23 protein-coding genes are annotated in these 22,202 nt (G+C 69.5%); 14 read left to right on the top strand and 9 right to left on the bottom strand.

Annotated elements, in window-relative coordinates; all coding sequences use genetic code 11:
* Positions 1 to 54 precede the first annotated feature (54 nt).
* From trpB to accD, 3 genes are read left to right on the top strand one after another with little or no spacing between them, the layout of a single operon-like run.
* Positions 55 to 1,263, top strand: coding sequence for a tryptophan synthase subunit beta (trpB, locus tag MJ605_RS14915; RefSeq protein WP_243042336.1), 1,209 nt, complete (start codon positions 55 to 57; stop codon positions 1,261 to 1,263).
* A complete protein-coding gene (gene trpA / locus MJ605_RS14910; protein ID WP_243042335.1) occupies positions 1,260 to 2,057 on the top strand; it encodes a tryptophan synthase subunit alpha in 798 nt (265 codons plus the stop codon). Before trpB ends, trpA begins: the two co-directional genes overlap by 4 nt.
* Positions 2,058 to 2,110: 53 nt before the next feature.
* Entirely contained in the window at positions 2,111 to 2,983 is an 873-nt protein-coding gene (gene accD, locus MJ605_RS14905; protein ID WP_243042334.1) for an acetyl-CoA carboxylase, carboxyltransferase subunit beta, read from the top strand.
* Between the two features lie 213 nt (positions 2,984 to 3,196).
* Here the strand turns inward: accD and MJ605_RS14900 are convergent, their stop codons facing one another.
* Complete coding sequence (locus tag MJ605_RS14900) at positions 3,197 to 3,769, bottom strand: phosphatase PAP2 family protein (protein WP_243042333.1); 573 nt, start codon at positions 3,767 to 3,769, stop codon at positions 3,197 to 3,199.
* Positions 3,738 to 4,898, bottom strand: a complete 1,161-nt coding sequence (locus MJ605_RS14895; RefSeq protein ID WP_243042332.1) for a glycosyltransferase family 4 protein — start codon at positions 4,896 to 4,898, stop codon at positions 3,738 to 3,740. Before MJ605_RS14895 ends, MJ605_RS14900 begins: the two co-directional genes overlap by 32 nt.
* 158 nt (positions 4,899 to 5,056) lie before the next feature.
* Between MJ605_RS14895 and MJ605_RS14890 the strand changes: the two genes are divergently transcribed.
* Positions 5,057 to 5,491: a DUF4399 domain-containing protein gene (locus MJ605_RS14890; RefSeq protein WP_243042331.1), complete on the top strand. Its 435-nt coding sequence runs from the start codon at positions 5,057 to 5,059 to the stop codon at positions 5,489 to 5,491.
* A gap of 14 nt (positions 5,492 to 5,505) precedes the next feature.
* On the opposite strand, the gene MJ605_RS14885 is transcribed toward MJ605_RS14890, so the two are convergent.
* Positions 5,506 to 6,324, bottom strand: a complete 819-nt coding sequence (locus MJ605_RS14885; protein WP_243042330.1) for a transporter — start codon at positions 6,322 to 6,324, stop codon at positions 5,506 to 5,508.
* A 29-nt stretch (positions 6,325 to 6,353) separates the two neighbouring features.
* Between MJ605_RS14885 and gltX the strand changes: the two genes are divergently transcribed.
* From gltX to MJ605_RS14855, 6 genes are all read left to right on the top strand, one after another.
* Complete coding sequence (gene gltX / locus MJ605_RS14880) at positions 6,354 to 7,754, top strand: glutamate--tRNA ligase (RefSeq protein WP_243042329.1); 1,401 nt, start codon at positions 6,354 to 6,356, stop codon at positions 7,752 to 7,754.
* A 35-nt stretch (positions 7,755 to 7,789) separates the two neighbouring features.
* Positions 7,790 to 8,065, top strand: coding sequence for a hypothetical protein (locus tag MJ605_RS14875; RefSeq protein WP_243042328.1), 276 nt, complete (start codon positions 7,790 to 7,792; stop codon positions 8,063 to 8,065).
* 147 nt (positions 8,066 to 8,212) lie between these two features.
* The gene (locus MJ605_RS14870; RefSeq protein ID WP_243042447.1) at positions 8,213 to 8,641 is read left to right on the top strand and encodes a transcriptional repressor; all 429 of its coding nucleotides are present in this window, start codon (positions 8,213 to 8,215) and stop codon (positions 8,639 to 8,641) included.
* A 106-nt stretch (positions 8,642 to 8,747) separates the two neighbouring features.
* A complete protein-coding gene (locus tag MJ605_RS14865; protein ID WP_243042327.1) occupies positions 8,748 to 9,155 on the top strand; it encodes a MerC domain-containing protein in 408 nt (135 codons plus the stop codon).
* Between the two features lie 54 nt (positions 9,156 to 9,209).
* Entirely contained in the window at positions 9,210 to 10,190 is a 981-nt protein-coding gene (locus MJ605_RS14860) for a cation diffusion facilitator family transporter (protein ID WP_243042326.1), read from the top strand.
* 88 nt (positions 10,191 to 10,278) lie between these two features.
* Entirely contained in the window at positions 10,279 to 10,443 is a 165-nt protein-coding gene (locus tag MJ605_RS14855) for a 30S ribosomal protein THX (protein WP_243042325.1), read from the top strand.
* A 90-nt stretch (positions 10,444 to 10,533) separates the two neighbouring features.
* On the opposite strand, the gene MJ605_RS14850 is transcribed toward MJ605_RS14855, so the two are convergent.
* The 5 genes from MJ605_RS14850 to MJ605_RS14830 form a co-directional block, all read right to left on the bottom strand.
* Positions 10,534 to 11,919 (bottom strand): MFS transporter, encoded by a 1,386-nt coding sequence (locus tag MJ605_RS14850; RefSeq protein WP_243042324.1) that lies wholly within the window; start codon positions 11,917 to 11,919, stop codon positions 10,534 to 10,536.
* A gap of 15 nt (positions 11,920 to 11,934) precedes the next feature.
* Positions 11,935 to 12,369 (bottom strand): MarR family winged helix-turn-helix transcriptional regulator, encoded by a 435-nt coding sequence (locus tag MJ605_RS14845; RefSeq protein ID WP_243042323.1) that lies wholly within the window; start codon positions 12,367 to 12,369, stop codon positions 11,935 to 11,937.
* Positions 12,370 to 12,452: 83 nt separating this feature from the next.
* Positions 12,453 to 13,688: an imidazolonepropionase gene (hutI, locus tag MJ605_RS14840; protein ID WP_243042322.1), complete on the bottom strand. Its 1,236-nt coding sequence runs from the start codon at positions 13,686 to 13,688 to the stop codon at positions 12,453 to 12,455.
* A complete protein-coding gene (locus tag MJ605_RS14835; RefSeq protein ID WP_425601022.1) occupies positions 13,685 to 15,145 on the bottom strand; it encodes a chloride channel protein in 1,461 nt (486 codons plus the stop codon). Before MJ605_RS14835 ends, hutI begins: the two co-directional genes overlap by 4 nt.
* Positions 15,142 to 16,716: a carbon-nitrogen hydrolase family protein gene (locus tag MJ605_RS14830; RefSeq protein ID WP_243042321.1), complete on the bottom strand. Its 1,575-nt coding sequence runs from the start codon at positions 16,714 to 16,716 to the stop codon at positions 15,142 to 15,144. Before MJ605_RS14830 ends, MJ605_RS14835 begins: the two co-directional genes overlap by 4 nt.
* A gap of 82 nt (positions 16,717 to 16,798) precedes the next feature.
* On the opposite strand from MJ605_RS14830, the gene MJ605_RS14825 reads away from it, so the two are divergent.
* Positions 16,799 to 18,166, top strand: a complete 1,368-nt coding sequence (locus tag MJ605_RS14825) for a formimidoylglutamate deiminase (protein ID WP_243042320.1) — start codon at positions 16,799 to 16,801, stop codon at positions 18,164 to 18,166.
* 129 nt (positions 18,167 to 18,295) lie between these two features.
* Here MJ605_RS14825 and MJ605_RS14820 read toward each other — a convergent pair whose 3' ends face one another.
* Positions 18,296 to 18,796 (bottom strand): Spy/CpxP family protein refolding chaperone, encoded by a 501-nt coding sequence (locus tag MJ605_RS14820; RefSeq protein WP_243042319.1) that lies wholly within the window; start codon positions 18,794 to 18,796, stop codon positions 18,296 to 18,298.
* Between the two features lie 184 nt (positions 18,797 to 18,980).
* On the opposite strand from MJ605_RS14820, the gene MJ605_RS14815 reads away from it, so the two are divergent.
* From MJ605_RS14815 to MJ605_RS14805, 3 genes are all read left to right on the top strand, one after another.
* Positions 18,981 to 19,667 carry a response regulator transcription factor gene (locus MJ605_RS14815; protein ID WP_243042318.1) on the top strand — a complete coding sequence of 229 codons (687 nt, stop codon included), beginning with the start codon at positions 18,981 to 18,983 and terminating at the stop codon, positions 19,665 to 19,667.
* The gene (locus tag MJ605_RS14810; protein ID WP_243042317.1) at positions 19,664 to 21,016 is read left to right on the top strand and encodes a sensor histidine kinase; all 1,353 of its coding nucleotides are present in this window, start codon (positions 19,664 to 19,666) and stop codon (positions 21,014 to 21,016) included. Before MJ605_RS14815 ends, MJ605_RS14810 begins: the two co-directional genes overlap by 4 nt.
* A 115-nt stretch (positions 21,017 to 21,131) precedes the next feature.
* On the top strand, positions 21,132 to 22,118 hold the full coding sequence (locus tag MJ605_RS14805) for a multidrug resistance efflux transporter family protein (RefSeq protein WP_243042316.1): 987 nt from the start codon (positions 21,132 to 21,134) through the stop codon (positions 22,116 to 22,118).
* The last annotated feature ends 84 nt before the right edge of the window (positions 22,119 to 22,202 follow it).

The raw sequence follows: 22,202 nt of genomic DNA, 5'->3' as shown, positions 1-22,202 counted from the left end.
CGGAGCGCCTTTCCGCTAGGGTGGCTGGCGCATTCCGCCCTGCCGAGTTCCCCCATGAGCAAGACCGACTTCAACGCCTATCCCGACGAGCACGGGCGCTTTGGCGCCTATGGCGGCAGCTACGTCGCCGAAACCCTGATGGCGCCGCTGGCCGAACTGACCGAGGCCTACCTGCGCCTGCGCGAGGACCCGGAGTTCCTGGCCGAGCTGGACCGCGACCTGACGTACTACGTGGGCCGCCCCAGTCCGGTGTACCACGCCGAGCGCCTGTCGCGGCACGTGGGCGGCGCGCGCATCGCGCTCAAGCGCGAGGACCTCAACCACACCGGCGCGCACAAGATCAACAACACCATCGGCCAGGCGCTCGTCGCCAAGCGCATGGGCAAGCCGCGCATCATCGCCGAGACCGGCGCGGGCCAGCACGGCGTGGCCAGCGCCACGGTGGCGGCGCGTTTCGGGCTGAAATGCGTGGTCTACATGGGCGCGGTCGACATCGAGCGGCAGAAGATCAACGTCTACCGCATGAAGCTGCTCGGCGCCGAGGTGGTGCCGGTGACCTCCGGTTCCAGGACGCTCAAGGACGCGCTCAACGAGGCGATGCGCGACTGGGTCACCAACGTGGCCGACACCTTCTACATCATCGGCACCGTGGCCGGGCCGCATCCGTACCCGCTGATGGTGCGCGACTTCAACGCCATCGTCGGACGCGAGGCGCGCGTGCAGGTGCGGGAGCAGTTCGGCCGCCTGCCGGACGTGATCACCGCCTGCGTGGGCGGCGGCTCCAACGCCATCGGCCTGTTCCACGCCTTCCTCAATGACGAGGGCGTGCGCATCGTCGGCGCCGAGGCGGCGGGCGAGGGCATCGCCACGGGGCACCATGCGGCGTCGCTGTCGGCGGGGCGTCCCGGCGTGCTGCACGGCAACCGCACCTATGTGCTGTGCGACGACAACGGCCAGATCACCGAGACGCACTCGGTGTCGGCCGGTCTGGACTATCCGGGCGTGGGTCCCGAGCACGCCTTTCTGAAGGACGCCGGCCGCGCGGAATACGTCGGCGTCACCGACGAGGAGGCACTTGAGGCCTTCCACCTGCTGGCGCGCACCGAGGGCATCCTCGCCGCGCTGGAATCCAGCCATGCGGTCGCGCAGGCGATCAAGCTGGCGCGCGAGTATCCGAAGGACGGCCTGGTGCTGTGCAACCTCTCCGGTCGCGGCGACAAGGACGTGCATACGATCGCCGCGCGCGAAGGAGTGCAGGTATGAGCCGCATCGATCGACGCTTTGCCGAGCTGAAGGCCGCCGGACGCACCGGCCTGGTTCCCTTCGTTACCGCCGGCGATCCTTCGCCCGCGCATACAGTCGCGCTGATGCACGCGCTGGTCGAGGCCGGCGCCGACCTGATCGAGCTGGGCGTGCCATTCTCCGACCCGATGGCCGATGGCCCGGTGATCCAGCACGCCAGCGAGCGCGCCCTCGCCAGGAACGTGGGCCTGGCCGACGTGCTGCGCTGGGTGGCCGAGTTCCGCCAGAGCGACGCGCAGACGCCCATCGTGCTGATGGGCTACCTCAATCCCATCGAGATCCACGGCTATGCGCGCTTCGCCGCCGAAGCGGTGCAGGCCGGCGTGGATGGCGTGCTGCTGGTCGATTGTCCGCTGGAGGAATCATCCGTGCTGCAGCCGCTGCGCGAGGCGGGCCTGCAGCAGATCCTGCTGGCCGCGCCGACCACCGCACCCGCGCGTATGGTGCAGTTGTGCCGGTCCGCCAGGGGTTTCCTGTACTATGTCTCGTTCGCCGGCATCACCGGCGCGGCGCGGCTGAGTACTGCCGATATCGCCGCCCGCGTGGCCGAGGTCCGGGCGCAGTCGCAGGCGCCGGTGGCCGTCGGTTTCGGTGTGCGTGACGCGGCGTCGGCCAAGGCCATCGCCGGCTTCGCGGACGCGGTGGTGATCGGCAGCGCGCTGGTGGAGCGCCTGGCGGGTGCGGAAGATGTCGGCGACATCGCCACGCGTGCCCAGGGCTTCCTGGCGCCGATCCGCAAGGCGCTCGATGCCTGAACTTGCTCCCTCTCCCGGCGGGAGAAGGTGATGCTCCACGAGGTTTGATTGATATGAACTGGCTCCAGAAAATCATGACCCCGCGTGCCCGCACGCAGCCCTCCGGCAACGGCGGCAAGGGCAAGGTGCCCGAAGGCGTGTGGGAAAAGTGCGGCGGCTGCGGCACCGTGCTGTACCGGCCGGAGCTGGAGCGCAACCTGATGGTGTGCCCCAAGTGCGGCCACCACCACACCATCGACGCGCGCGCGCGGCTCGACGCGTTCCTCGATCCCGGCTCGGCGCAGGAGCTGTGGGCGAGCATGGAGCCGAGCGATCCGCTCAAGTTCCGCGATTCCAAGAAGTACCGCGACCGCATCGTCGCGGCGCAGAAAGCCACCGGCGAGAAGGACGCGCTGCTGGCGATGAGCGGCCGCCTCAAGGGACGCCCGCTGATGGCGGTGGCGTTCGAGTTCGCCTACATGGGCGGCTCGATGGGCTCGGTGGTGGGCGAGAAGTTCACCCGCGCCGCCGAGCGCGCGCTGGCCGACCGCAGCGCGCTGGTGTGCTTCTCCGCCACCGGCGGCGCGCGCATGCAGGAATCGCTGTTCTCGCTGATGCAGATGGCCAAGACCTCGGCCGCGCTGGCGCGCCTGCGCGATGCGGGCGTGCCCTACATCAGCGTGCTGACCCATCCGACCACCGGTGGCGTATCGGCGAGTCTCGGCATGCTAGGCGACATCAACGTAGCCGAGCCCAAGGCGCTGATCGGCTTCGCCGGCCCGCGCGTGATCGAGCAGACCGTGCGCGAGACCTTGCCGGAGGGCTTCCAGCGTTCGGAGTTCCTGGTCGAGCACGGCGCCATCGACCTCATCGTCGACCGCCGCGCGATGCGCGACAAGCTGGCCGACCTGCTCGGCATTCTGCAAAAGGCGCCGCGCGTGGCGTGACCGACGGTAAGGTCATCCGTACACGAAAACAGCGCCTATGGGCGCTGTTTTTTTGCCTGTGCGCGACCCTACGCCATGTTTTCCACAGCGAATGTGGATGCGCATGGGAAAAGCCTGTGGATAGGTGGGCTATCCGTCTGACCGCAAAGCGCTTGCGACGCGCTGGCGCGCAAATGCGCAGCCACCGCCATGGGGGAGCGCACCCTGTGCGACTTATGCCACCAACCCGTGCAGCGGTAGCAGCCATAGCGACAGCGCGCCCAGCGCGCCGCCAATGGCGGTGGCGGCGATCACGTCGCTGGGATAGTGCAGGCCGAGGATCACGCGCGAGGCGCCCACCAGCGCGGTGAAGGTCAGCAGCAGCGGAGCCAGCAGGGGATACCAGGCGAGTGCGACGATGGTGAAGCTCACCGCCTGCAGCGTATGTCCCGAGGGGAAGCTGAACTCGTCCAGCGGCGGCACGTGGGCGATCACGCCGGGGCAGGCGCGGAACGGGCGCGGACGGCGCGTCCAGCGCTTGAGCAGCCGGTACAGCAGCAGGGCGGTGAGGCCGGTGAGCGCCATCTGCGCGGCGGCGAGCAGCCCGCGCCGGCCGTCGATCAGGGCCAGCACCAGCATCAGCGAATACCAGAACACGCCGTCGCCGAGGCGGCTGACGATGCCGAAGAACACGCCGACGGCACGGCGCGTGCCCCAGCGGTTGGCCGCCACGCACATGCGGCGGTCGAAGCCGAAGCGCGGGCCGGTGGTCAGCTCAGGCGTGGGCAGCGGTGGCATGGGGTTCATGCACGTTCTCCTTGGCCAGTTCACGCAACAGGTTTTCGAATTCGCGGATCACCGCGTCCGGCGAGAGGTTGGCGATGCTGACGTGGGCGGCACGGCCCATGTGGCGAATCAGGCTGGCGTTGCCGGCGAGCGTGGTGGCCGAGTCGATGAAGGCCTGCTCGTCGCCGGCATCGATGCGGTAGCCGTTATGGCCGCTCGACAGATGTTCGCGCGCGGCGCCTTCCTCGTAGGCCACCACCGGCAGGCCCGAGGCGAGCGCCTCCAGGATCACGTTGCCAAAGGTCTCGCTGAGGCTGGGAAAGGGGAACAGGTCCGCGCTGGCGTAGTGCTGGGCCAGCGCCTCGCCGCGCCGCATGCCGGCGAAGATGAAGTCCGGGTTGGCCGCCTGCAGCGCCGCGCGCGCCGGGCCGTCGCCTACCCATATGTAGCGGGCCTTGGGCACCTGTTGCTGGATGGCGCGGAAGGTGCGCACCGCCAGGTCGAGGTTCTTCTCCGGCGCGATGCGTCCCACGTACAGCACCACCGGCGTATTGCCGTCCACGCCCCAGGCCTCGCGCAGCGCCGCGCTGCGATGGCGCGGGTGGAACAGCTGCGTGTCCACCGCGCGGCGCAGCAGGCGCGCGGTATCCACGCCCAGCGCTTCCAGTTCGGCGGCCAGTGCTTCGGTGGGCACCAGGGTGGCGGCCGCGCGGCGATGGAAGCGGCGCAGATAGCCGCGCACCACCGGGGTGAGGAAGCCCACGCCGTAGTGGTCGGCATAGGTGTCGAAGCGGGTGTGGAAGCCGGTGGCAGCCGGTATGCCCAGGCGCTTGGCGGCACGGATCGCCGACCAGCCCAGCGGACCTTCGGTGGCGACGTAGATGGCGTCGGGACGCAGGCGTCCCCAACGCTCCCGCAGCGTACCGCCCGCGGGCAGGCCGAAGCGCAGGCCTGGGTAACGCGGCAGGGCGGCGCCACGGACTTCGAGGGTAACGATGCCGGGCTCGTCCTCGAACGGTTGCCGCTGGCGGGGACGGATCAGGTCGACCGTATGCCCCTGCGACGCCAGGCCGGCGGCGAGGCTGTGCACGGTCAGTGCCACGCCGTTGATCTCGGGTGGATAGGTTTCGCTGACGATGCCGATGCGCACTTGTGCTTACCGTTGGCTGGCCCTGCGCAGATTCCTCTTTTGGCGTTGCGACGGCATGGCGCGCATATGACGGCCGGGTGACGAGGATGGCGAGATGACGCCCTGGACATTGGTTTCACGGGTACACTGCGCGGACTTGTCACCGTGGAGACACGCCGATGAAACGCATGCTGCTTGCACTTGCGCTGGCCACCATGGCCGGCAGCGCCCTTGCCGCCGACGCGCCTGCCTTACCGGCGACGAAGGCTCCCGCGGGTGCCGAGGTCTACATCATCTCGCCCAAGGACGGCGCCACCGTGGGCCAGGAGGTGACCGTGCTGTTCGGCCTGAAAGGCATGGGCGTGGCGCCTGCCGGAGTGGGCAAGGAGGGCACCGGCCATCACCACCTGCTGGTGGACGTGAAGGAATTGCCGGCGGCCGGCCAGCCGATCCCGAAGGACGAGCAGCACCTGCACTTCGGCAACGGCCAGACCGAGACCACCCTCAAGCTGGCGCCGGGCACGCACACGCTGCAGCTGGAGTTGGGCGACCAGAACCACGTGCCGTTCGATCCGCCGGTGCTGTCCAGGAAGATCACCGTACACGTGAAGTGAACGGTGGCCGCCTCTCAAGGCAGGCGGCCGAAGAACACCGACACGCCCAGACTGGCCATCCAGGGCTGGGCGCGTCCCTCCACGCGGCGCCGGAACCCGCCGTCGAACTGCACGCGCCGGTTCGCCATCCATGCCAGGCCGGCGCCCGCCACGGTGCCGCGGCCCAAGCCGGGCTCGCGTACCAGGGCGACCTCGGCGTAGCCGGTGAGCGTGCCGGTGAGGGCATGGCTTTCATTGACGGCGAGGGTGGTGCGGTCGCTTGCGCCGCTGCGCACGTCCTCGAGATAGCCGCCCACCGCGTCCGCTTCGCCGACCTGCCAATTGAGGTCGGCGCCCAGCAGGTACTGGCGGCGGTCATCGCGGATGCCCGCGGCGCCATCGGTGAATTCCACGCTGCCGAGCAGGCCCCAGGTGAACGCCGCATCGCGTGGGCTGGGCGCGTACTTCAGTCCCAGCACGCTGTCGCCGCGGCCATGGAACCACCGGTCCTGGCCCGCGCCGTTCTCGTGCAGCGCATTGAACGGCGAGCTGCCCAACTGCAGCTCGAACGGCCCGCCGATGCCCAGCCGCAGCAGGCTGTCGGTGGTGTATAGCGCCTGGGTCGTGCCGGCGGCGCGGTCGCGCGTCCAGGTGGGCAGGCCCTGTTCGAGCGTGGTGTCGCCCGCCGCCAGCACCAGCGGCGTGAAGCCCAGGCCGGGGCGGTCGTAGCCGGGATTGTCCGCGTGCGCGGGCAGGGCGGCCGCCAGGCTGGATACCGCCGCGAACAGCAGGCCGGCCGGTGTCGCCGTGCGGGCGAATCGGCGCGGGTCGCGGTATCGGCTAAAATCGCTCACTTTCCCTCACGCTCCCTCGAAACCACCCCATGACCGTCCGCACCCGCTTCGCCCCCAGTCCCACCGGCTTCCTGCATATCGGCGGTGCCCGCACGGCGCTGTACTGCTGGCTGGAAGCGCGCCGGCGCGGCGGGCAGTTCGTGCTGCGCATCGAGGATACCGACCGCGAGCGCTCCACCGAAGCGGCCGTGCAGGCCATCCTGGACGGCATGCACTGGCTGGGCCTGGACGCGGACGAGGGCCCGGTCTACCAGACCGGCCGGTTGGAGCGCTACCGGCAGGTCGCCGACGAGCTGCTCAAGGCCGGCAAGGCCTACTACGCCTACGAGAGCAAGGACGAGATCGAGGCCATGCGCAACGAGGCGATGGCCAAGGGCGAGAAGCCCCGCTACAACGGCTACTACCGCGACCGCAACGAGCCGTACCGGGACGACCCGAACCGGGTGATCCGCTTCAAGAACCCGCTGGAAGGCTCGGTGGTGTTCGAGGACAAGGTGAAGGGCCGGGTGGAGTGGAGCAACGCCGAGCTGGACGACCTGGTGATCTTCCGCTCCGACGGCTGGCCCACCTACAACTTCGCCGTGGTGGTGGATGACATCGACATGGGCATCACCGAGGTGATCCGCGGCGACGACCACGTCAACAACACGCCGCGCCAGATCAACATCTACCATGCGCTGGGCGCACCGGTGCCGGCGTTCGCGCACCTGCCGATGATCCTCGGCCCCGATGGCCAGAAGCTCAGCAAGCGCCATGGTGCGGTGAGCGTGATGCAGTACCGCGACGACGGCTTCCTGCCGCACGCGCTGCTCAACTACCTGGTGCGCCTGGGCTGGTCGCATGGCGACCAGGAAATCTTCTCGCAGGAGGAGATGATCCGCCTGTTCGACATCGGCGACGTCAACAAGGCCGCCTCGCGCTTCGACGTCACCAAGCTCTCCTGGCTCAACCAGCACTACCTCAAGACCGAGGATCCCGCCTCGATCGCGCCGGAGTTCGAGTGGCATCTCACGCAGGCGGGCATCGACTTCAGCCGGGGGCCGAACCCGGCCGACGTGATCGTCGCCTTGCGCGACCGCGTGCAGACCCTGAAGGAAATGGCCGAGCGCGCCAGGATCTGGTATGGCCCCATCCTCGAATGGGACGACAAGGCCGTGGCCAAGCACCTGAAGAACGACAGCGCCGTGGCGGTGCTGGAAGCGGCCAAGGACCTGCTGGCCGAGGTCGAATGGAAGCCCGAGCCGATCCACGGCGTGATCGAGCAAGTCGCGGCCAGGCTGGAGCTGGGCATGGGCAAGATCGCCCAGCCGCTGCGCGTGGCGATGACCGGCACCCAGGTGTCGCCGTCGATCGAGCACACGGTGTACCTGGCGGGGCGCGAGGAGGCGCTGCGCCGCATCGACGACGCCATCGCCCGGGCGCGGGGCTGAGCCCGGCGGCCATGCGCGGCCTTCGCTGAACCGGCATGGACGAACTGCTCGCCAAGGCCATGCAGGGCGTCGATCCCGACGCACCCGACGCGTTCGTGCACGTCTTCGTGAACCTGATGAGGCTGGTACCGTGGGCCGCCCTGCTCTGGTGGAGCGTGGCCTTCGTCGCGGTGGGCGCGCTGCTGGGCTGGTGGCGCGGACGTACCGCCGAAGGCGTGGTGTGGGCCGCCGTGCTGGGACCGATCGGCTGGCTGGTGGTGCTGGCGCGGCCCCGGCGCCGCTCACCGCCGCCATTGCCGCGCCGCCGCTAGGTTCCCGGTCCGTACTGTGGGTGCGCACCCTGTGCACGACTGGCGGCCCGCTCCGCCAGCGGGTGGTATGATGCCGCGGAGGTGAATCCATTGAGCCAGCCCGCTACCAGCAAACCGCGCACGCATCACCACCACCATGACGACGCCATGGGCTTCGTGCGTGCAGTGGAGCACGCCAGCGAGGAACGCGGGCTGCGCCTGACGCCGCTGCGCAAGGAAGTGCTCGAACTGGTCGCTGCCGCGGGCAAGCCGGTCAAAGCCTACGACCTGCTCGACCAGTTGCGCGAACGCCACGGCAACGCGGCGCCGCCCACGGTGTACCGCGCGCTCGACTTCCTGCTCGAGCACGGCTTCATCCACAAGCTGGAATCCATCAACGCCTACGTCTCCTGCCATCACCCGGCTGAGGCGCACCAGGTGCCGTTCCTGATCTGCGACAACTGCTCCAGCGCGCAGGAAGTGTGCGACGAGCGGGTGGCCGAGCTGATCGAGGCCCAGGCCAGGACCTTCGGCTTCCGGCCACAGGCGCAGACGCTGGAAGTGCACGGGCTCTGCAAGAACTGCCGCAAGGCCTGACCCCGTCCGCCCTGGGCCGCCCAGGATGGGGCTTGCGCCTGTGCCGTTATAATGTAACATGCGCGCACCGGGCCGTTCCGCCCGACTCGCCATGCGCTCCGAACCGATGGAAGCCCGACAAGAGCACAAGACCCGCTGGTGGTCGCTGGCCGACCGCCTGGGCGCGACCGCGTCGTTCCTGTGCGCCATCCACTGCGCGGCCTTGCCGTTCGTGCTGGCGCTGCTGCCCGTGCTGGGCCTGGGCTTCCTGGCCGACCACGGCTTCGAGCGCGGCTTCGTGATGTTCGCCGGCGCACTCGCCGTGGCCACCCTGGTCAGCGCCTACCGGCACCATCGCCAGCCGCTGCCGCTGCTGCTGGCCCTGCCGGGCCTCGTGTTGCTGATCGCCGGCGTGACCTTCGCCGAGAACTATTCCATCGCGTTGCACAGCGTGCTGGTGACCTGCGGCGGCCTGCTGGTGGCGTCGGCGCATTTCGTCAACCTGCGCAAGCACCGGGCCTTCCATGCGCATTGATGGTGCGGTGCACCGTGATTGTGTAACGACCCCGGCGGTTCCTAGCATTCGCCCATGAGCATGGCCCATGCGCACACGCATGATCACCACGACCATGACCGCGCGCACGGTCATGCGCAGGAGCATGCCCACGATCATGGCCACGGCGGCATCGACGGGCGCGAACGCAAACTGATCGTCGCCTTCGTGCTGACCGCCGCGATGATGCTGGTGGAAATGGTGGGCGGCTTCTGGTCGGGTTCGCTGGCCCTGGTAGCCGATGCCGGCCACATGCTGATCGACGCGCTGGCCCTGCTGCTGGCGGTGGTGGGCGCCTGGTTCGCCCGGCGGCCGGCGGATGCGCGGCGCAGCTACGGCTATGGCCGCCTGGAAGTGCTGGCGGGCTTCGTCAACGCGCTCACCCAGTTCGTGCTGGTGGCCTTCATCGCCTACGAGGCGGTGACGCGGCTGTTCCACCCCGCGGCCATCCTGTCGGGCGTGATGCTGGTGGTCGCGGTGGCTGGCCTGCTGGTGAACCTGCTGGTGCTGCGCACGCTGCACGGCCATGCGCACGACGACGTCAACCTGGCCGGCGCCACGCTGCACGTGCTGGGCGACCTGCTGGGTTCGGTGGCGGCAGTGGCGGCCGCGCTGCTGGTGCGCTGGCTGGGCTGGAACTGGGCCGACCCGGTGCTGTCGCTGCTGGTGTCGCTGTTGATCCTCAACAGCGCGTGGCGCCTGTTGCGGCGCTCGGCCCATATCCTGCTGGAAGGCGTGCCCGAGGGCATGAATACCGGCGACGTCGCCGAGGCGCTGCGCACGGCCGATCCGTCGATCCGCGACATCCATCACCTGCATGTGTGGCAGCTGGCCTCGGGTTCGCGCATGGCGACCCTGCATGCCGAATTGCACGATGAAGCGAGCAGCGCGGCGGCGATCGGGGCGATCAACCATTTGCTGGCCGAGCGCTTCGGCATCCTGCACGTGACCGTGCAGATCGACCCTGAACCCTGCGCCGGCCAAGGGCGAGGCTGTGCCGGCCCGGGCTGCCGCTGAGGCCGTGAACAGGCTCCGATCTATTGCGCTTTGGACGGTCGCTGCTACGATGATCGGCCGTTCATCCGAAGAATCAAGGAGTTCCCCCATGGGCAAGGGCGACCGCAAGACCCGCCGTGGCAAGACCTACCGTGGCAGCTACGGCAATACCCGCGCGCATGCGCTGCAGCCGGCCGTGGCCGGCGCCAAGGCCACCGTGACCAAGCCGACCGCCGCCAAGAAGGCCGCCGCGCCGAAGAAGAAGTCGGCCTGAGATCCGCTTCGCTTCGCCAGAAAACCCCCGCCCAGGCGGGGGTTTTTTGTCAAGGGTGACGAATCCGTCACCGGACTGGATGGCGGCGGGTCAATCCAGCGATCCCTTGGGAAGGGTGCGGTCGAACAGCGTAAAGACCAGCAGGAAGGCGGAGACGCAAATCATCACGGTGGCCAGGGCATGGATGCCGCCGTCGCTGGGTTTGTGCCCGAAGAGGATGCCGAGCAGGCTCGCGGCGAAAATGGCGCCCACATACGAGAAGGTCCGTTGCAGGCCGGCCGCCGTTCCCATCTCGGAGGCCGGTGCCTGGACGTAGATCGCGGCCTGGGTGGCGGTCGACGCCATGCCCATCGGTACGCCGAAGAACATCGCGGCCGACGCGATGAACCAGACGGGGCTATCGCTGTGGATGAAGATCAGGCAGCCGCAGCCCACGAGGCTGCCGGCGGCGCCGATGACGAAGGGCGACCGGAGGCTCCGGGTCCGCGCGGCGAGCAGCGAGCACATGCCGGCGAGTACTGACATCGGCAAGGTCATCAGGCCGGCCGCGCTCGCGGAGTAGTGGGCGCTGCTTTCCAGCCATTGGGCGAAACCGTACAGAATGCAATAGGAAAGCATGAGGAACAGCATGATCCGCAGATAGGTGATGGTCAGCGGCAGGTTCCTCGCCAGCATGCGCACATCCACGAATGGCTGGCTGCGCCGCAGGGAATGCACGGCGAAGCCGATCCAGCACGCAGCGGATGCTGGCAACGTCCACCACAATGGATGGTCGAGGTTCATCAGGAAGGTCATCAGCCCTATCAGCGCGATGCCGAACAGCGCGATGCCCCGCAAGTCGATTTCCTGCACGAGCTGCGGAAAAGTCGCCGTGCGCGGCGTGTCCCTGGGAACCCAGAGCACCACCAGGCCAGCGGTCAGGAGCGCCAGCGGGATATTGACGGCGAAGATCGCATGCCAGCCGAACGTACCGGTCATGATGCCGCCCAGCAGCGGCCCGAAGGCGGTGGTCGCGATGCCGGCGAAGGACAGCGCGCCCATCGCCATTCGCGGTGGCGCCATGCCGTGGCGATCTCCCTGGGACCGGAAGATGCGCATCGCGGACGGATAGGCGCCGGAGGTTCCCACGCCGAGCAGGACGCGAACGCCCACCAATACCGCCAGCGAGGGAGCGAGCGAGCCGATGATACCGGCAAGGGCGACCAGCGCGAGGGAGATCAGGTAGATGCGACGCGGGCCAAAGAGATCGGCCAGCCGGCCCATCGTGGGCTGTGCGATCGCACTCGTCAGGTAGAGCCCGGCGATCAGCCATCCGGTCTGGGCGACGGTGGCGCCGAAGGCCACCGCGATGGGCGCCAGGGCGGTGGAGATCATCGTCGAGTTGATCGGGTTGAGCGTCGAGCCGAGCGCGAGCGGCATGACGAAGCGGAAGCCGAAATGCGATGGCTTCCGCGCCTGGGGCGTCGTGGAATGCATGAGGTCCGAAGCGGGCTACAGGTCGCCGAGCCGGCGGATGATGTCGACGGCCTCGACCAGCGTTTCCTGTTCGGCCGGGGAAAGCTGCGAGACAGCCGCCAATAGCCAGTCGCGCTTGGCGAGGCTGACTTGTTGGCGCGCCTCCAGCCCTTCGTCGGTCAAGGCATACAGGATCTGGCGGCCATCCGTAGGGTGCGACCGCCGTTCCACCAGCCCTTCCTCTTCCATTGCCGCGAGCGTTCCGCCCATGGATTGGGGTTTCACCGCCTCGGCGCGCGCGAGATCGGCCGTCGTCATGGGGCCGGCTTCTTCCAGTCGGGCCATGATGGCAACCTGGGACCAGGTGAGTTCGCGGGTATTGGAGACGGCCCGCAGGCGGCGGGTCAGTTGGCCCGTGACGGCAAGTAGGTCCGCCACGGAGGTTTCGAGGATCTTCTGGCTCTTCTCCATGGCGGGCATGGTGGCACATTGGAAGGAAAACTTACAAGTTTTCCTTCCAATGTGGGGGCCACTTCCGGCGCGGGCCGGAATACTCACGCCATCAGTGGATGCGGCTCGCCACCAAGGAATAGCTGGCGCAGCGCGTGGCTGCCGCCGATCCAGTAGCACAGCTCCGCCGGCTCGCGCAGGTTCCATACGGCGAGGTCGGCGCGTTGTCCCACTTCCAGTGTGCCGCGGTCGGCAAGGCCCAGGGCGCGGGCCGCATGCACGGTGACGCCGCGCAGGGCTTCCTCCGGGGTGAGGCGGAACAGCGTGCAGGCCATGCCTGCCGCCAGCCGCAGCGACAGCAGGGGCGAGGTGCCGGGGTTGCAGTCGGTGGCCACCGCCATCGGCACGCCGTGCTCGCGCAGGCTGACGATGGGCGGCAGTTTCGTCTCGCGCAATGCGTAGTACGCGCCGGGCAGCAGCACCGCCACCGTGCCAGTCTCGGCCATGGCGCGGATGCCGTGTTCGCCGAGGTGTTCCAGGTGGTCGGCGGACAGGCCGTGGAAGGAGGCGACCAGCGCCGCGCCATCGAGGTCGGACAACTGCTCGGCGTGCAGCTTCACCGGCAGCCCCAGTTGCGTGGCGCGCTCGAACAGGCGGCGCGTCTCGGCGGGCGTGAAACCGATGGTTTCGCAGAACGCGTCCACGGCATCGACCAGTCCCTCGGCGGCCAGCGCGGGCAGCATCGCGTCGCAGACCTGGGCGACATAGGCGTCGCGGTCGTCGCGGTATTCCGGCGGCAGCGCGTGCAGGCCCAGGAAGCTGGTGCGCACGCTGGCGCCCAGCGTCTCGCCGAGCCGGCGGGCCACGCGCAGCATGCGCCGCTCCGTCTCCAGCTCCAGGCCGTAGCCGGACTTGATCTCCAGCGTGGTCACGCCATCGGCCAGCAGGGCCCGGGCGCGCGGCAGCGACTGCGCGAACAGCTCATCCTCGCTAGCCTCGCGGGTGGCTTTGACGGTGGAGACGATGCCGCCGCCGGCGCGCGCGATCTCTTCGTAGCTGGCGCCGTTGAGGCGCAGGTCGAACTCATGCGCGCGATTGCCGCCGAACACCAGGTGGGTATGGCAGTCGATCAGGCCGGGCGTCACCAGGGCACCGCCCAGGTTGTCCACATGCATGGCGAGCGTTTCGGGCGGCGCGGACAGGGCTTCTTGCGGACCGATCCAGGCGATGCGCCCCTGATGCAGCGCCATGGCGCCATGGTCGATCCGTCCATAGGGCGCAGTGCCGGCGAAGGTGGCGAGCGTGGCGTCGACCAGCAGGCGGTCCCAGCGTGGACTCATGGGGAAGGGGGCTCGGCATCGGGGCGATCCTGCCCGGGCGGGATCGGCGTGGCCGGGTCCTCGACCACGGGACGGCCGGTCTCGCCGGGTTCGTCGCCGGCCAGGGGCGCCTCCGCCGCCCGGCGTGCCAGTTCCTGCTCGTAGCCTTCGATCAGCCGGTCGGCCAGCGCGCGGTACACCGGCTTGCGCGAGAGCAGCGAGGAGGCGCCGCGCGCCAGCAGGCAGGTCGCCATGATGGGCAAGACCATCTGCTGGTTGGCGGTCAGCTCCATCGAGATCACCGTGGCGGTCAGCGGCGCCTGCGTTACCCCCGCGAGGTAGGCGGCCATGGCGAGCAGGGCGACCGCGGTGGGATCGACGCCGGGCAGGAGGGTGGTGAGGTTGTTGCCCAGGCCCGCGCCGACCGCCAGCGCCGGGGAGAAGATGCCGCCGGGAATGCCGGCCCAGTACGAGGCGATGTTGCCCAGGAATTTCAGGATGCCGAAGCCGCTCACCGTGGCCGAATGGCCCTGGAGGATCTCCTTGGCCTGCGCATAGCCGGTGCCGTACAGGCCGGTGTGGGTGAGCTGACTCAGCAGCACCAGGGCCAGGCCGCAGCCGGCCGCGAACAGCACCGGCTGGCGCGCGCGCAGGCGTCCCATGACGCCGCGCAGGCCGCTATCGCTGGGCTGGATCAACCGCGCGAACAGGCCGCCGGCCAGGCCGCATCCGATGCCGGTGGCGAGTACCGCCCACCACGCCTTGCCCAGCGGCAGGCTGGTGTCGAAATGACCGAAGTAGGCGTAGTTGCCGAGGATGCCCAGCGAGACCATGCCCGCCACGAACACCGCGGTAAGCAGGATGCCGCTCATGCGGTGCTCGAACGAGCCGCTCATTTCCTCGATGGCGAACACGATGCCGGCCAGCGGTGTGTTGAACGCGGCGGCCAGGCCGGCGGCGGAGCCGGCGAGGATGAAGCGTCCCGCGGCGGCCGGCTCGGCGAAGCCGAAGCGCCGGCCCAGCGAGTACAGTAGCCCCGCGCCCACGTGCACGGTGGGGCCCTCGCGGCCCACCGAGGCGCCGCCCAGCAGCGCGGCCAGGGTCAGGGCCATCTTGCCGATGGCCACGCGCAGCGACAACAGGCTGTAGCGGAAATCCTCGTCCTCCACCTTGAGCGCGGCGATCGCCTGCGGAATGCCCGAGCCGCGGGTGGGCTTGAGCACGCCCTGGGTCAGCCAGGCCAGCAGGGCGAAGATCGCCGGCGTGATGACGAAGGCCCAGTAGCGATGGCGCGCGACCATGCCCTGGAAAGTGCCCGAGGCCCAGTCGGCGGCCTGCGCGAAGCCGACCGCGGCCAAGCCGACCAGGATCGCGCCGCTCCAGAACAGCACGCGCCGGCGCCACTGCGGCAGCGAGAACAGTTCCGACTCGGCCCAGCGCTGCAGGCGCTCCTGCCTGGAGGTTGGCGTGTCGCTCACGTGGATGCCTCGGACTTGCGGGTCCAGCGCGTCTCGTACAGGTCGAAGCGGCGGTCCTTGAGGTTCTGCACCGCGCCGGCGTTGCGCGCGCGTGCCAGGCTTTCCAGGTGCAGGTCGGCGAACAGCACGGTCTCGATGTTCGGCGTGGAATCGGCCGCGATGCCGTCGCGCGCGAACGGGAAGTCGCTGGGCGTCAGGATGCAGCTCTGGCCGTACTGGATGTCGAAGTTGTTCACGCCCGGCAGGTTGCCGACGTTGCCCGACAGCACCACGTAGCACTGGTTCTCGATGGCGCGGGCCTGCGAGCAGTAGCGCACGCGCAGGTAGCCCTCGCGCACGTCGGTGCAGAACGGCACGAACAGGATCAGCGCGCCCTGGTCGGTGAGGTGCCGCGCGACTTCCGGGAACTCGGAGTCGTAGCAGATCATCACCCCGATCGGGCCGCAGTCGGTCTGGATGGTGGCCGCGCTGTCGCCGCCGCTGATGTTCCACACGGTGCGTTCGCTCGGCGTGGGGTGGATCTTCTCGCGCTCGTGGATCGAGCCGTCGCGCAGGCACACGTAGCAGACATTGTGGATGTCGCCGTTGGGCTGCTCGGTGGGATGCGAGCCGGCGATGATGTTGATGTTGTAGTGCACCGCCAGGCGGCTGAACAGCTCCTTCACCTGCGGCGTGTACTGGCTCAGCTTGCGGATCGAATCGACCGGCGACAGCTCCTCGTTCTCGATCGACAGCAGCTGCAGCGTGATCAGCTCGGGAAAGGTGACGAAGTCGGCGTCGTAGTCGGCCGCGATGTCGGTGAAGTATTCGACCTGGGTGGCGAATTCCTCGAACGAGCGGATGCGCCGCTGCTGGTATTGCACCGAGGCCACCCGCACCTGGTCGGGCAGGCGCTGGGTGGAGGGGATCGAGGGAATATCCGGCTGGTTGAGCAACTGCGGATTGCGCCACACCAGGTGCGCCGCGTAGCCCAGCGACTCGTAGTCGGAGGGCACGTAGCCGCGCAGCAGGCCGATCACCTCGAACTCGTTGCTCAGCTGGAAGCTCAGGGTCGGGTCGCGACGCTTGCCTTCCACCACCGCCTGCACGTAGGCATCGGCGCTGCCGTAGCGGTGGATGTTGCGGGAGAGGCCGGGGATGCGCCCGCCGAACACGATGCCGCGCAGCTTCAGGTCGGTGCACAGGCGCTTGCGGGCCTGGTACAGGCGCTGGCCGATGCGGATGTTGCGGTAGTCCGGGTGCACCACCACTTCCATGCCGTACAGCCAGTTGCCGTCGCGGCGGTGGCGCGAGGCCATGCCGCCGCCGGTGATCTGCATCCAGGTGTGCGGACCGAGCGCGGCGGCCTCGTCGATGCGGAAGGTGGCGCAGTAGCCGACGATGCGGCCTTCGTACTCGACCACGAACTGGCCTTCGGGGAAGTGCGTCTGCTGGGAGCGCAGCATTTCCGCCGAATGGCCCCATTCGGGCGTGTACACCCGCGCGGTCAGCTCGACCAGCGCGGGCACGTCGGCGGGCATCGCCTGGCGCACCAGCAGCTTGGGGGCGTTCTCGTGGTTCTTCTTGGCCATCGGCGCATTATGCCGCAGAGGGCTGAACGACGCGGCGCGGCGGGCGAGTAGACTCACAGGCCTTTCCGCCAGGAGCCGGCCGATGGCAGACACCATTCCCACCCGCTATGTCGCCGATCGCCTGTGGACCGCGCATGGCTGGACCCGCGATGCGGGCGTGCTGGTCGACGACCGCGGACGGCTCGCCGGGCTGGCGCCGGGCGAGGGCGAGCGTCTCGGCCGCTGGGTGCTGCCGGGCATGCCCAACCTGCATTCGCACGCGTTCCAGCGCGCGATGGCCGGCCTGGCCGAGCGCAAGGGAAAAAGCGACGACAGCTTCTGGACCTGGCGCGAAACCATGTACGCCTTCGCCGCCACCATCGGCCCGGAGGAACTGCAGGCGATCGCCGCGCAACTGTACGTGGAGATGCTCAAGGCCGGCTACACCCAGGTCTGCGAATTCCACTACCTGCACCACCAGCCCGACGGCACGCCCTACGCGCAGCCCGAGGCGATGTCGCTGGCGCTGATCGAGGCGGCGCGCGAGGCCGGCATCGGCCTGACGCTGCTGCCGGTGCTGTACATGGCCGGCGGTTTCGACGGTCGTCCGCTGGCCGCGCGCCAGCGCCGCTTCGGCCATGACGTGCCTTCCTACCTGCGCCTGCTGGAGGTCCTGCGCGCGCACGAGGGCGAACGCATGCGCCTGGGCGTCGCGCTGCATTCGCTGCGCGCGGTGCCGGAGCCGGCGATGCGCCTGGTGCTGGCCGATGCGGCGGCTGGACAGGGGCCGATCCATATCCATATCGCCGAGCAGATCGGCGAGGTGCAGGATTGCCTGGCCACGCGCGGCGCGCGCCCGGTGGAGTGGTTGTTCGAGCATGCCGAGGTGGACGCGCGCTGGACGCTGGTGCACGCCACCCACCTGAGCGCGCACGAAACCTCGCGGCTCGCGCGCAGCGGCGCGGTGGCGGGCCTGTGTCCCAGCACCGAGGCCAACCTCGGCGACGGCCTGTTCCCGCTGGCCGATTACCTCGACGCGCACGGCGTGCTGGGCATCGGCTCGGACTCGCATATCTCGGTATCGCCGGTGGAGGAACTGCGTTGGCTGGAATACGGCCAGCGCCTGTCCACCCGCCATCGCAACATCGCCGCCCGCCGCCAGGGCGACAGCGTGGGCGAGACGCTGTGGGCGGCCACGCTGCGCGGTGGCGCCATCGCCTCGGGCACACCGGTCGGCGAGCTGCGCGCCGGCGCGCGGGCGGACCTGCTGGTGCTGGACGAGCAGTCGCCCCTGCTCGCCGCGCGCGACGAGGCATCGGTGATCGACAGCCTGCTGTTCGCCGGCAACGCGCCGGTGGTGCGCGACGTGATGGTCGGCGGCGAATGGGTAGTGCGTGACTTCACCCACCGCGACGAGCAGCGCATCGCGGCGCGCTACCGTTCGACGGTGGAACGTCTGGCGCAGTGCTGAGCCTCGCTGCTGCCTTGCTTGCACCTGTGGGAGCGAGGCTATCGCCTGGGGTCACACGCAAAAAAAACGGCACCGGCATGCAGGCCGGCGCCGAGTTTCTTATGCCGTGGAGTTTTTCTTCTGTGGTGATTACTGGGCCGCGCTCGAACCCGGCGCCGGATGCTGGGCCTTGAACTGCTCCCACTGCTGGCGGCGGGCCTGGCGGTCGGCCTTGAACTGGGCCAACTGGGCCTGCTGGGCCGGGGTCAGCACGGCGTAGATCTGGGCGCGGATGTTGGCGCGCTGCAGCACGCGAGCCTGGGTGGCGGCAGCCTCGGCCTGGGCCAGGCTGTTGGCGGCGGCCTGGTAGCCGGCGGCGTTCGGGGTCAGCTGGGCGAATGCCTCGCGCTGCTGGCGCAGGGCCTCGCGCTGCGACTTGCCCTGGGCGAAAGCGCCCTGGACGATCTGCTTGATGCTGGCCTTTTGGGCATCGGTCAGGTTCAGCTTGTCGAAGGCTCCGAAGGGCGCGCCGTGGCCGCCATGGCCATGCCAGCCGCCGTGCGGGCCGCCATCCTGCGCGGAAGCGATGGCGAACGGGGCGAGCGCCACGGCCGAAGCCAGCAGCAGACCAAGGGTAACGTTCTTGCGCATGGGGATTTCCTTTGTCGTTGGTGGACCCGGGCTGCCGCGGTGGGGTGGTTCGCGGTGTTCCCAGGATGGTGTCCATTGGACGGCAGCGCTACGTGTAGGTGTCTTGCGGGAAGGTAAAGAAGCGTAAAGCCGGTAGAGTTGGCACCGCCGCCGCCGCTTGAATGGCGCCGAGCCAGGAATGCCCATGCCCAAGATCCTTATTGTCGATGACGACCGTGCCCTGGCGGCCCTGCTGGCCGAGTACCTGCAACGCGAAGGCTTCACGGTGGACGTCGCCCACGACGGCGAGGGCGGCCTGGCCCAGTTGCACAACCCTGCGACCCGGCCGGACCTGCTGATCCTGGACGTGATGATGCCCGGCCGCGACGGCCTGGAAACCCTGCGTGAGCTGCGCCTGAAGCATCGCCTGCCGGTCATCATGCTGTCGGCCCGGGGCGAGCCGGTGGACCGGGTGATCGGCCTGGAACTGGGCGCGGACGACTACCTCACCAAGCCCTGCCTGCCGCGCGAGCTGCTGGCCCGCGTGCGCGCCCAGCTGCGCCGCCACACGCCGGCAGCCGCGGGCACGCTGCAGGTGGGCGTGCTGCGGCTGGAACCGTCCGAGCGCCGTGCCTACGTGGGCGAGCAGGAGCTGCCGCTCACCGGCGCGGAATTCCAGCTGCTGCTGGCGCTGGCCCAGCGCGCGGGCGAGCTGGTGGACAAGGCCACGCTCACGCGCATGGCGCTGGGACGCGAGCTGGAGCGGTTCGACCGCAGCATCGACGTGCACGTCAGCCGCGTGCGCCACAAGCTGGCGGAGGCCTCGGCGCAGGCGCCGCGCATCGAGTCAGTGCGCGGCGCGGGCTACAGCCTGGTGGCGGGGGCGGCGTGAGTCCCTTCAAGAGCTCGCTGTACTGGCGCCTGCTGATAAGCTTCTGCGCCGCCAACCTGCTGGCCTTGCTGGTCGGCGGTTTCTTCACCCAGCGCTTCATCGAATTCAGCACCGCGGTGGAGATCAACTGGTCGGCGCTGGCCCAGGGCGCCGACGAGGCGTACGAGGGCGGCGGCACGCCCGCGCTGGCCCAGTGGTCGATGCAGCAGCGCCGCGAGGGCATCGAGGCCACGCTATTCGAGAACGGGCGGGCGCTGGCGCCGATCCGCATGCCTCCGGCCGTGCTGGCCGCGCTGCCGAACTGGCTGGAGGAGCAGCGCGACATCGTGCTGCAGCCCTGGCCCAACCTCTACCTGGCCGTGCAGCAGGTGCAGGGCCAGGACGGCAAGACGCGCCAACTGGTGGCGCTGAGCCGGACCCATTCGCGGCTGCGTCCGCGCACGCGGCAGACTCTCCTGCTGGCCGTCCAGGGCGGACTGTCGCTGCTGTTCATCGGGCTGGCGGGCTGGTGGGTGGCACGCAGCGTGGCCAGGCCGGTGGATGCGATCCGCAAGGCCACGCGGCGCATGGCGGCGGGCGAGCTGTCCGCCCGCGTGGACGGCCAGGGGCGCCATGCCCATGACGAGCTGACCCACCTGGCGCGTGATTTCGACAGGATGGCCGAGCGCATCGAGGCGCTGGTCGCGCACGACCGCAGCGTGCTGCAGGACCTGTCGCACGAGTTGCGCTCGCCACTGGCGCGATTGCACCTGATCCTCGACCTGGCCCGCCGCAGCCGCGACGCTGCCGAGGCGAACCGCTACTTCGAGCAGGCCGAGCAGGAAATCAGCCGGCTGGACGACATGACCGGCGAAATGCTCGCCCTGTCGCGGCTGGAAGGCGGCATCCCGGGCGAGAACCGCGAGCCGGTGGACCTGGCCGCGCTGTTGCGTGAATGCGTGGAGCGTGCGGCGCTGGAAGCACAGGCGCGCGGCGTCGGCCTCGCCATCGAGGCGCCGGCGCCGGCCGTGGTGTCGGGCAACCCGCTGCTGCTGGAACGCGCGCTGGAGAACCTGATCGCCAACGCCATCAAGTTCAGCCCGACCGGCGGGCGCGTGGAGCTGGGCGTGCGCCAGGAGGCGCAGCAGGTAGCCTTGTCCATTCGCGACCATGGTCCGGGCGTGCCCGAGGCGGAACTGGCGTCGCTGTTCCGGCCGCTGTTTCGCGGCAGCAACGCCTCGCGCGCGGATGGCCATGGGCTGGGACTGGCCATCGTGCAGCGCGTGGTGCGCGCGCATGGCGGCGACGTGCAGGCCGGCAACGCCGAGGGTGGCGGCCTGGTGGTGACCCTGAACCTGCCGACGGCGTAGGAGCGCTCTGCGCGCGATCCACCGATGCGCGTCGCGCGCAGAACGCGCTCCTGCAGGAAGGATGTTCAGCCGCCGCCACCTTTGCCACACTCGGTACTTTGGCCCAGGGATATCCATGCGCTCGAACGCCTTCGTCGCGGTGGGGCTGGCGCTGTGCGCCGCGTTGTTCTTCACCATGACCTACGTGCTCAACCGTAGCCTGGTGGCGGGCGGTGGGCATTGGGCCTGGGCGGTGATCCTGCGCTACCTGATCACCTTGCCGCTATTGACGCTGGTGCTGCCGTGGCAGGGCGGGCTGGGCCGGTTGCCGGAGGAATTGCGGCGCCACCCGCGCGCCTGGCTGGGATGGAGCACGGTGGGCTTCGTGCTGTTCGGCGTGCCGCTGACCTGGGCGGCGGACAGCGGGCCGTCCTGGCTGGTGGCAGGTAGCTTCCAGACCACGGTGCTGGCGGGGCCATTGCTGGCGCCCCTCATCTATCGCGACCATCGGCGCCGGCTGGCCTGGCGCAGCGTGGCCATCGGCGTGCTGATCGTGGCCGGTGTGTTCGCGCTGCAATGGGGCCATGCGCAGGGTCGCCTGCGCGCGGACGACTGGCTGGCGATGGCGGCGGTGGTGTTCGCCGCCTTCATGTATCCGCTGGGTAACCGCATGCTGCTGTTGCACCTGGAACGCAGCGCAACGCCGATCGGCGCGGCGCAGCGTGTGTTCGGCATGACGCTGTGCAGCTGGCCGGCATGGCTGCTGCTGGGAATGATCGCCTGGCTGGCGCTCGGGCCGCCGACGTGGCGCGACGCGCTGCTGGCCGGTGGCGTGGCGTTGTCCTCCGGGGTGATCGCCACCGTGCTGTTCTTCCGCGCCACTGACCGCGTGCGCCGCGAACCGACCGCGCTGGCCGCGGTGGAGGCGATGCAGGCGGCGGAGTTGCTGTTCGCCACCGCGATCGGCGCGGTGTTCCTGGGCGAGGCGTGGCCGCGCGGCTGGTCCGCCCTCGGTGCGCTGATGATCGTGGCCGGCATCGCATTGTTCGGCTGGACCAGCGGCCGGGCCACCGCCGGGCATCCCGACGAGTTGCGCAGCCTGCGCACGGACCGCGGTGCCTGAAGGCGCTCGAGCTAGTGCACCGTGTCGCTGGCGGGGACGGGCGGTTCCCTGCGATCATGCCGGCCCGCGAGCGATGCCGCGCGG

Source organism: Dyella sedimenti (assembly GCF_022760995.1).
In the GTDB taxonomy this organism is placed as follows: domain Bacteria; phylum Pseudomonadota; class Gammaproteobacteria; order Xanthomonadales; family Rhodanobacteraceae; genus Dyella; species Dyella sedimenti.
Note: the sequence above shows the minus strand (reverse complement) of the source record. Positions and strands in the feature narration are given on the sequence as shown.

Coding starts and splice junctions, on each gene's coding strand:
- trpB (WP_243042336.1), top strand. CDS start 55: ATGAGCAAGACCGACTTCAACGCCTATCCCGACGAGCACGGGCGCTTT.
- trpA (WP_243042335.1), top strand. CDS start 1,260: ATGAGCCGCATCGATCGACGCTTTGCCGAGCTGAAGGCCGCCGGACGC.
- accD (WP_243042334.1), top strand. CDS start 2,111: ATGAACTGGCTCCAGAAAATCATGACCCCGCGTGCCCGCACGCAGCCC.
- MJ605_RS14900 (WP_243042333.1), bottom strand. CDS start 3,769: ATGAACCCCATGCCACCGCTGCCCACGCCTGAGCTGACCACCGGCCCG.
- MJ605_RS14890 (WP_243042331.1), top strand. CDS start 5,057: ATGAAACGCATGCTGCTTGCACTTGCGCTGGCCACCATGGCCGGCAGC.
- gltX (WP_243042329.1), top strand. CDS start 6,354: ATGACCGTCCGCACCCGCTTCGCCCCCAGTCCCACCGGCTTCCTGCAT.
- MJ605_RS14875 (WP_243042328.1), top strand. CDS start 7,790: ATGGACGAACTGCTCGCCAAGGCCATGCAGGGCGTCGATCCCGACGCA.
- MJ605_RS14870 (WP_243042447.1), top strand. CDS start 8,213: ATGGGCTTCGTGCGTGCAGTGGAGCACGCCAGCGAGGAACGCGGGCTG.
- MJ605_RS14865 (WP_243042327.1), top strand. CDS start 8,748: ATGGAAGCCCGACAAGAGCACAAGACCCGCTGGTGGTCGCTGGCCGAC.
- MJ605_RS14860 (WP_243042326.1), top strand. CDS start 9,210: ATGAGCATGGCCCATGCGCACACGCATGATCACCACGACCATGACCGC.
- MJ605_RS14855 (WP_243042325.1), top strand. CDS start 10,279: ATGGGCAAGGGCGACCGCAAGACCCGCCGTGGCAAGACCTACCGTGGC.
- MJ605_RS14850 (WP_243042324.1), bottom strand. CDS start 11,919: ATGCATTCCACGACGCCCCAGGCGCGGAAGCCATCGCATTTCGGCTTC.
- MJ605_RS14845 (WP_243042323.1), bottom strand. CDS start 12,369: ATGGAGAAGAGCCAGAAGATCCTCGAAACCTCCGTGGCGGACCTACTT.
- hutI (WP_243042322.1), bottom strand. CDS start 13,688: ATGAGTCCACGCTGGGACCGCCTGCTGGTCGACGCCACGCTCGCCACC.
- MJ605_RS14830 (WP_243042321.1), bottom strand. CDS start 16,716: ATGGCCAAGAAGAACCACGAGAACGCCCCCAAGCTGCTGGTGCGCCAG.
- MJ605_RS14825 (WP_243042320.1), top strand. CDS start 16,799: ATGGCAGACACCATTCCCACCCGCTATGTCGCCGATCGCCTGTGGACC.
- MJ605_RS14820 (WP_243042319.1), bottom strand. CDS start 18,796: ATGCGCAAGAACGTTACCCTTGGTCTGCTGCTGGCTTCGGCCGTGGCG.
- MJ605_RS14815 (WP_243042318.1), top strand. CDS start 18,981: ATGCCCAAGATCCTTATTGTCGATGACGACCGTGCCCTGGCGGCCCTG.
- MJ605_RS14805 (WP_243042316.1), top strand. CDS start 21,132: ATGCGCTCGAACGCCTTCGTCGCGGTGGGGCTGGCGCTGTGCGCCGCG.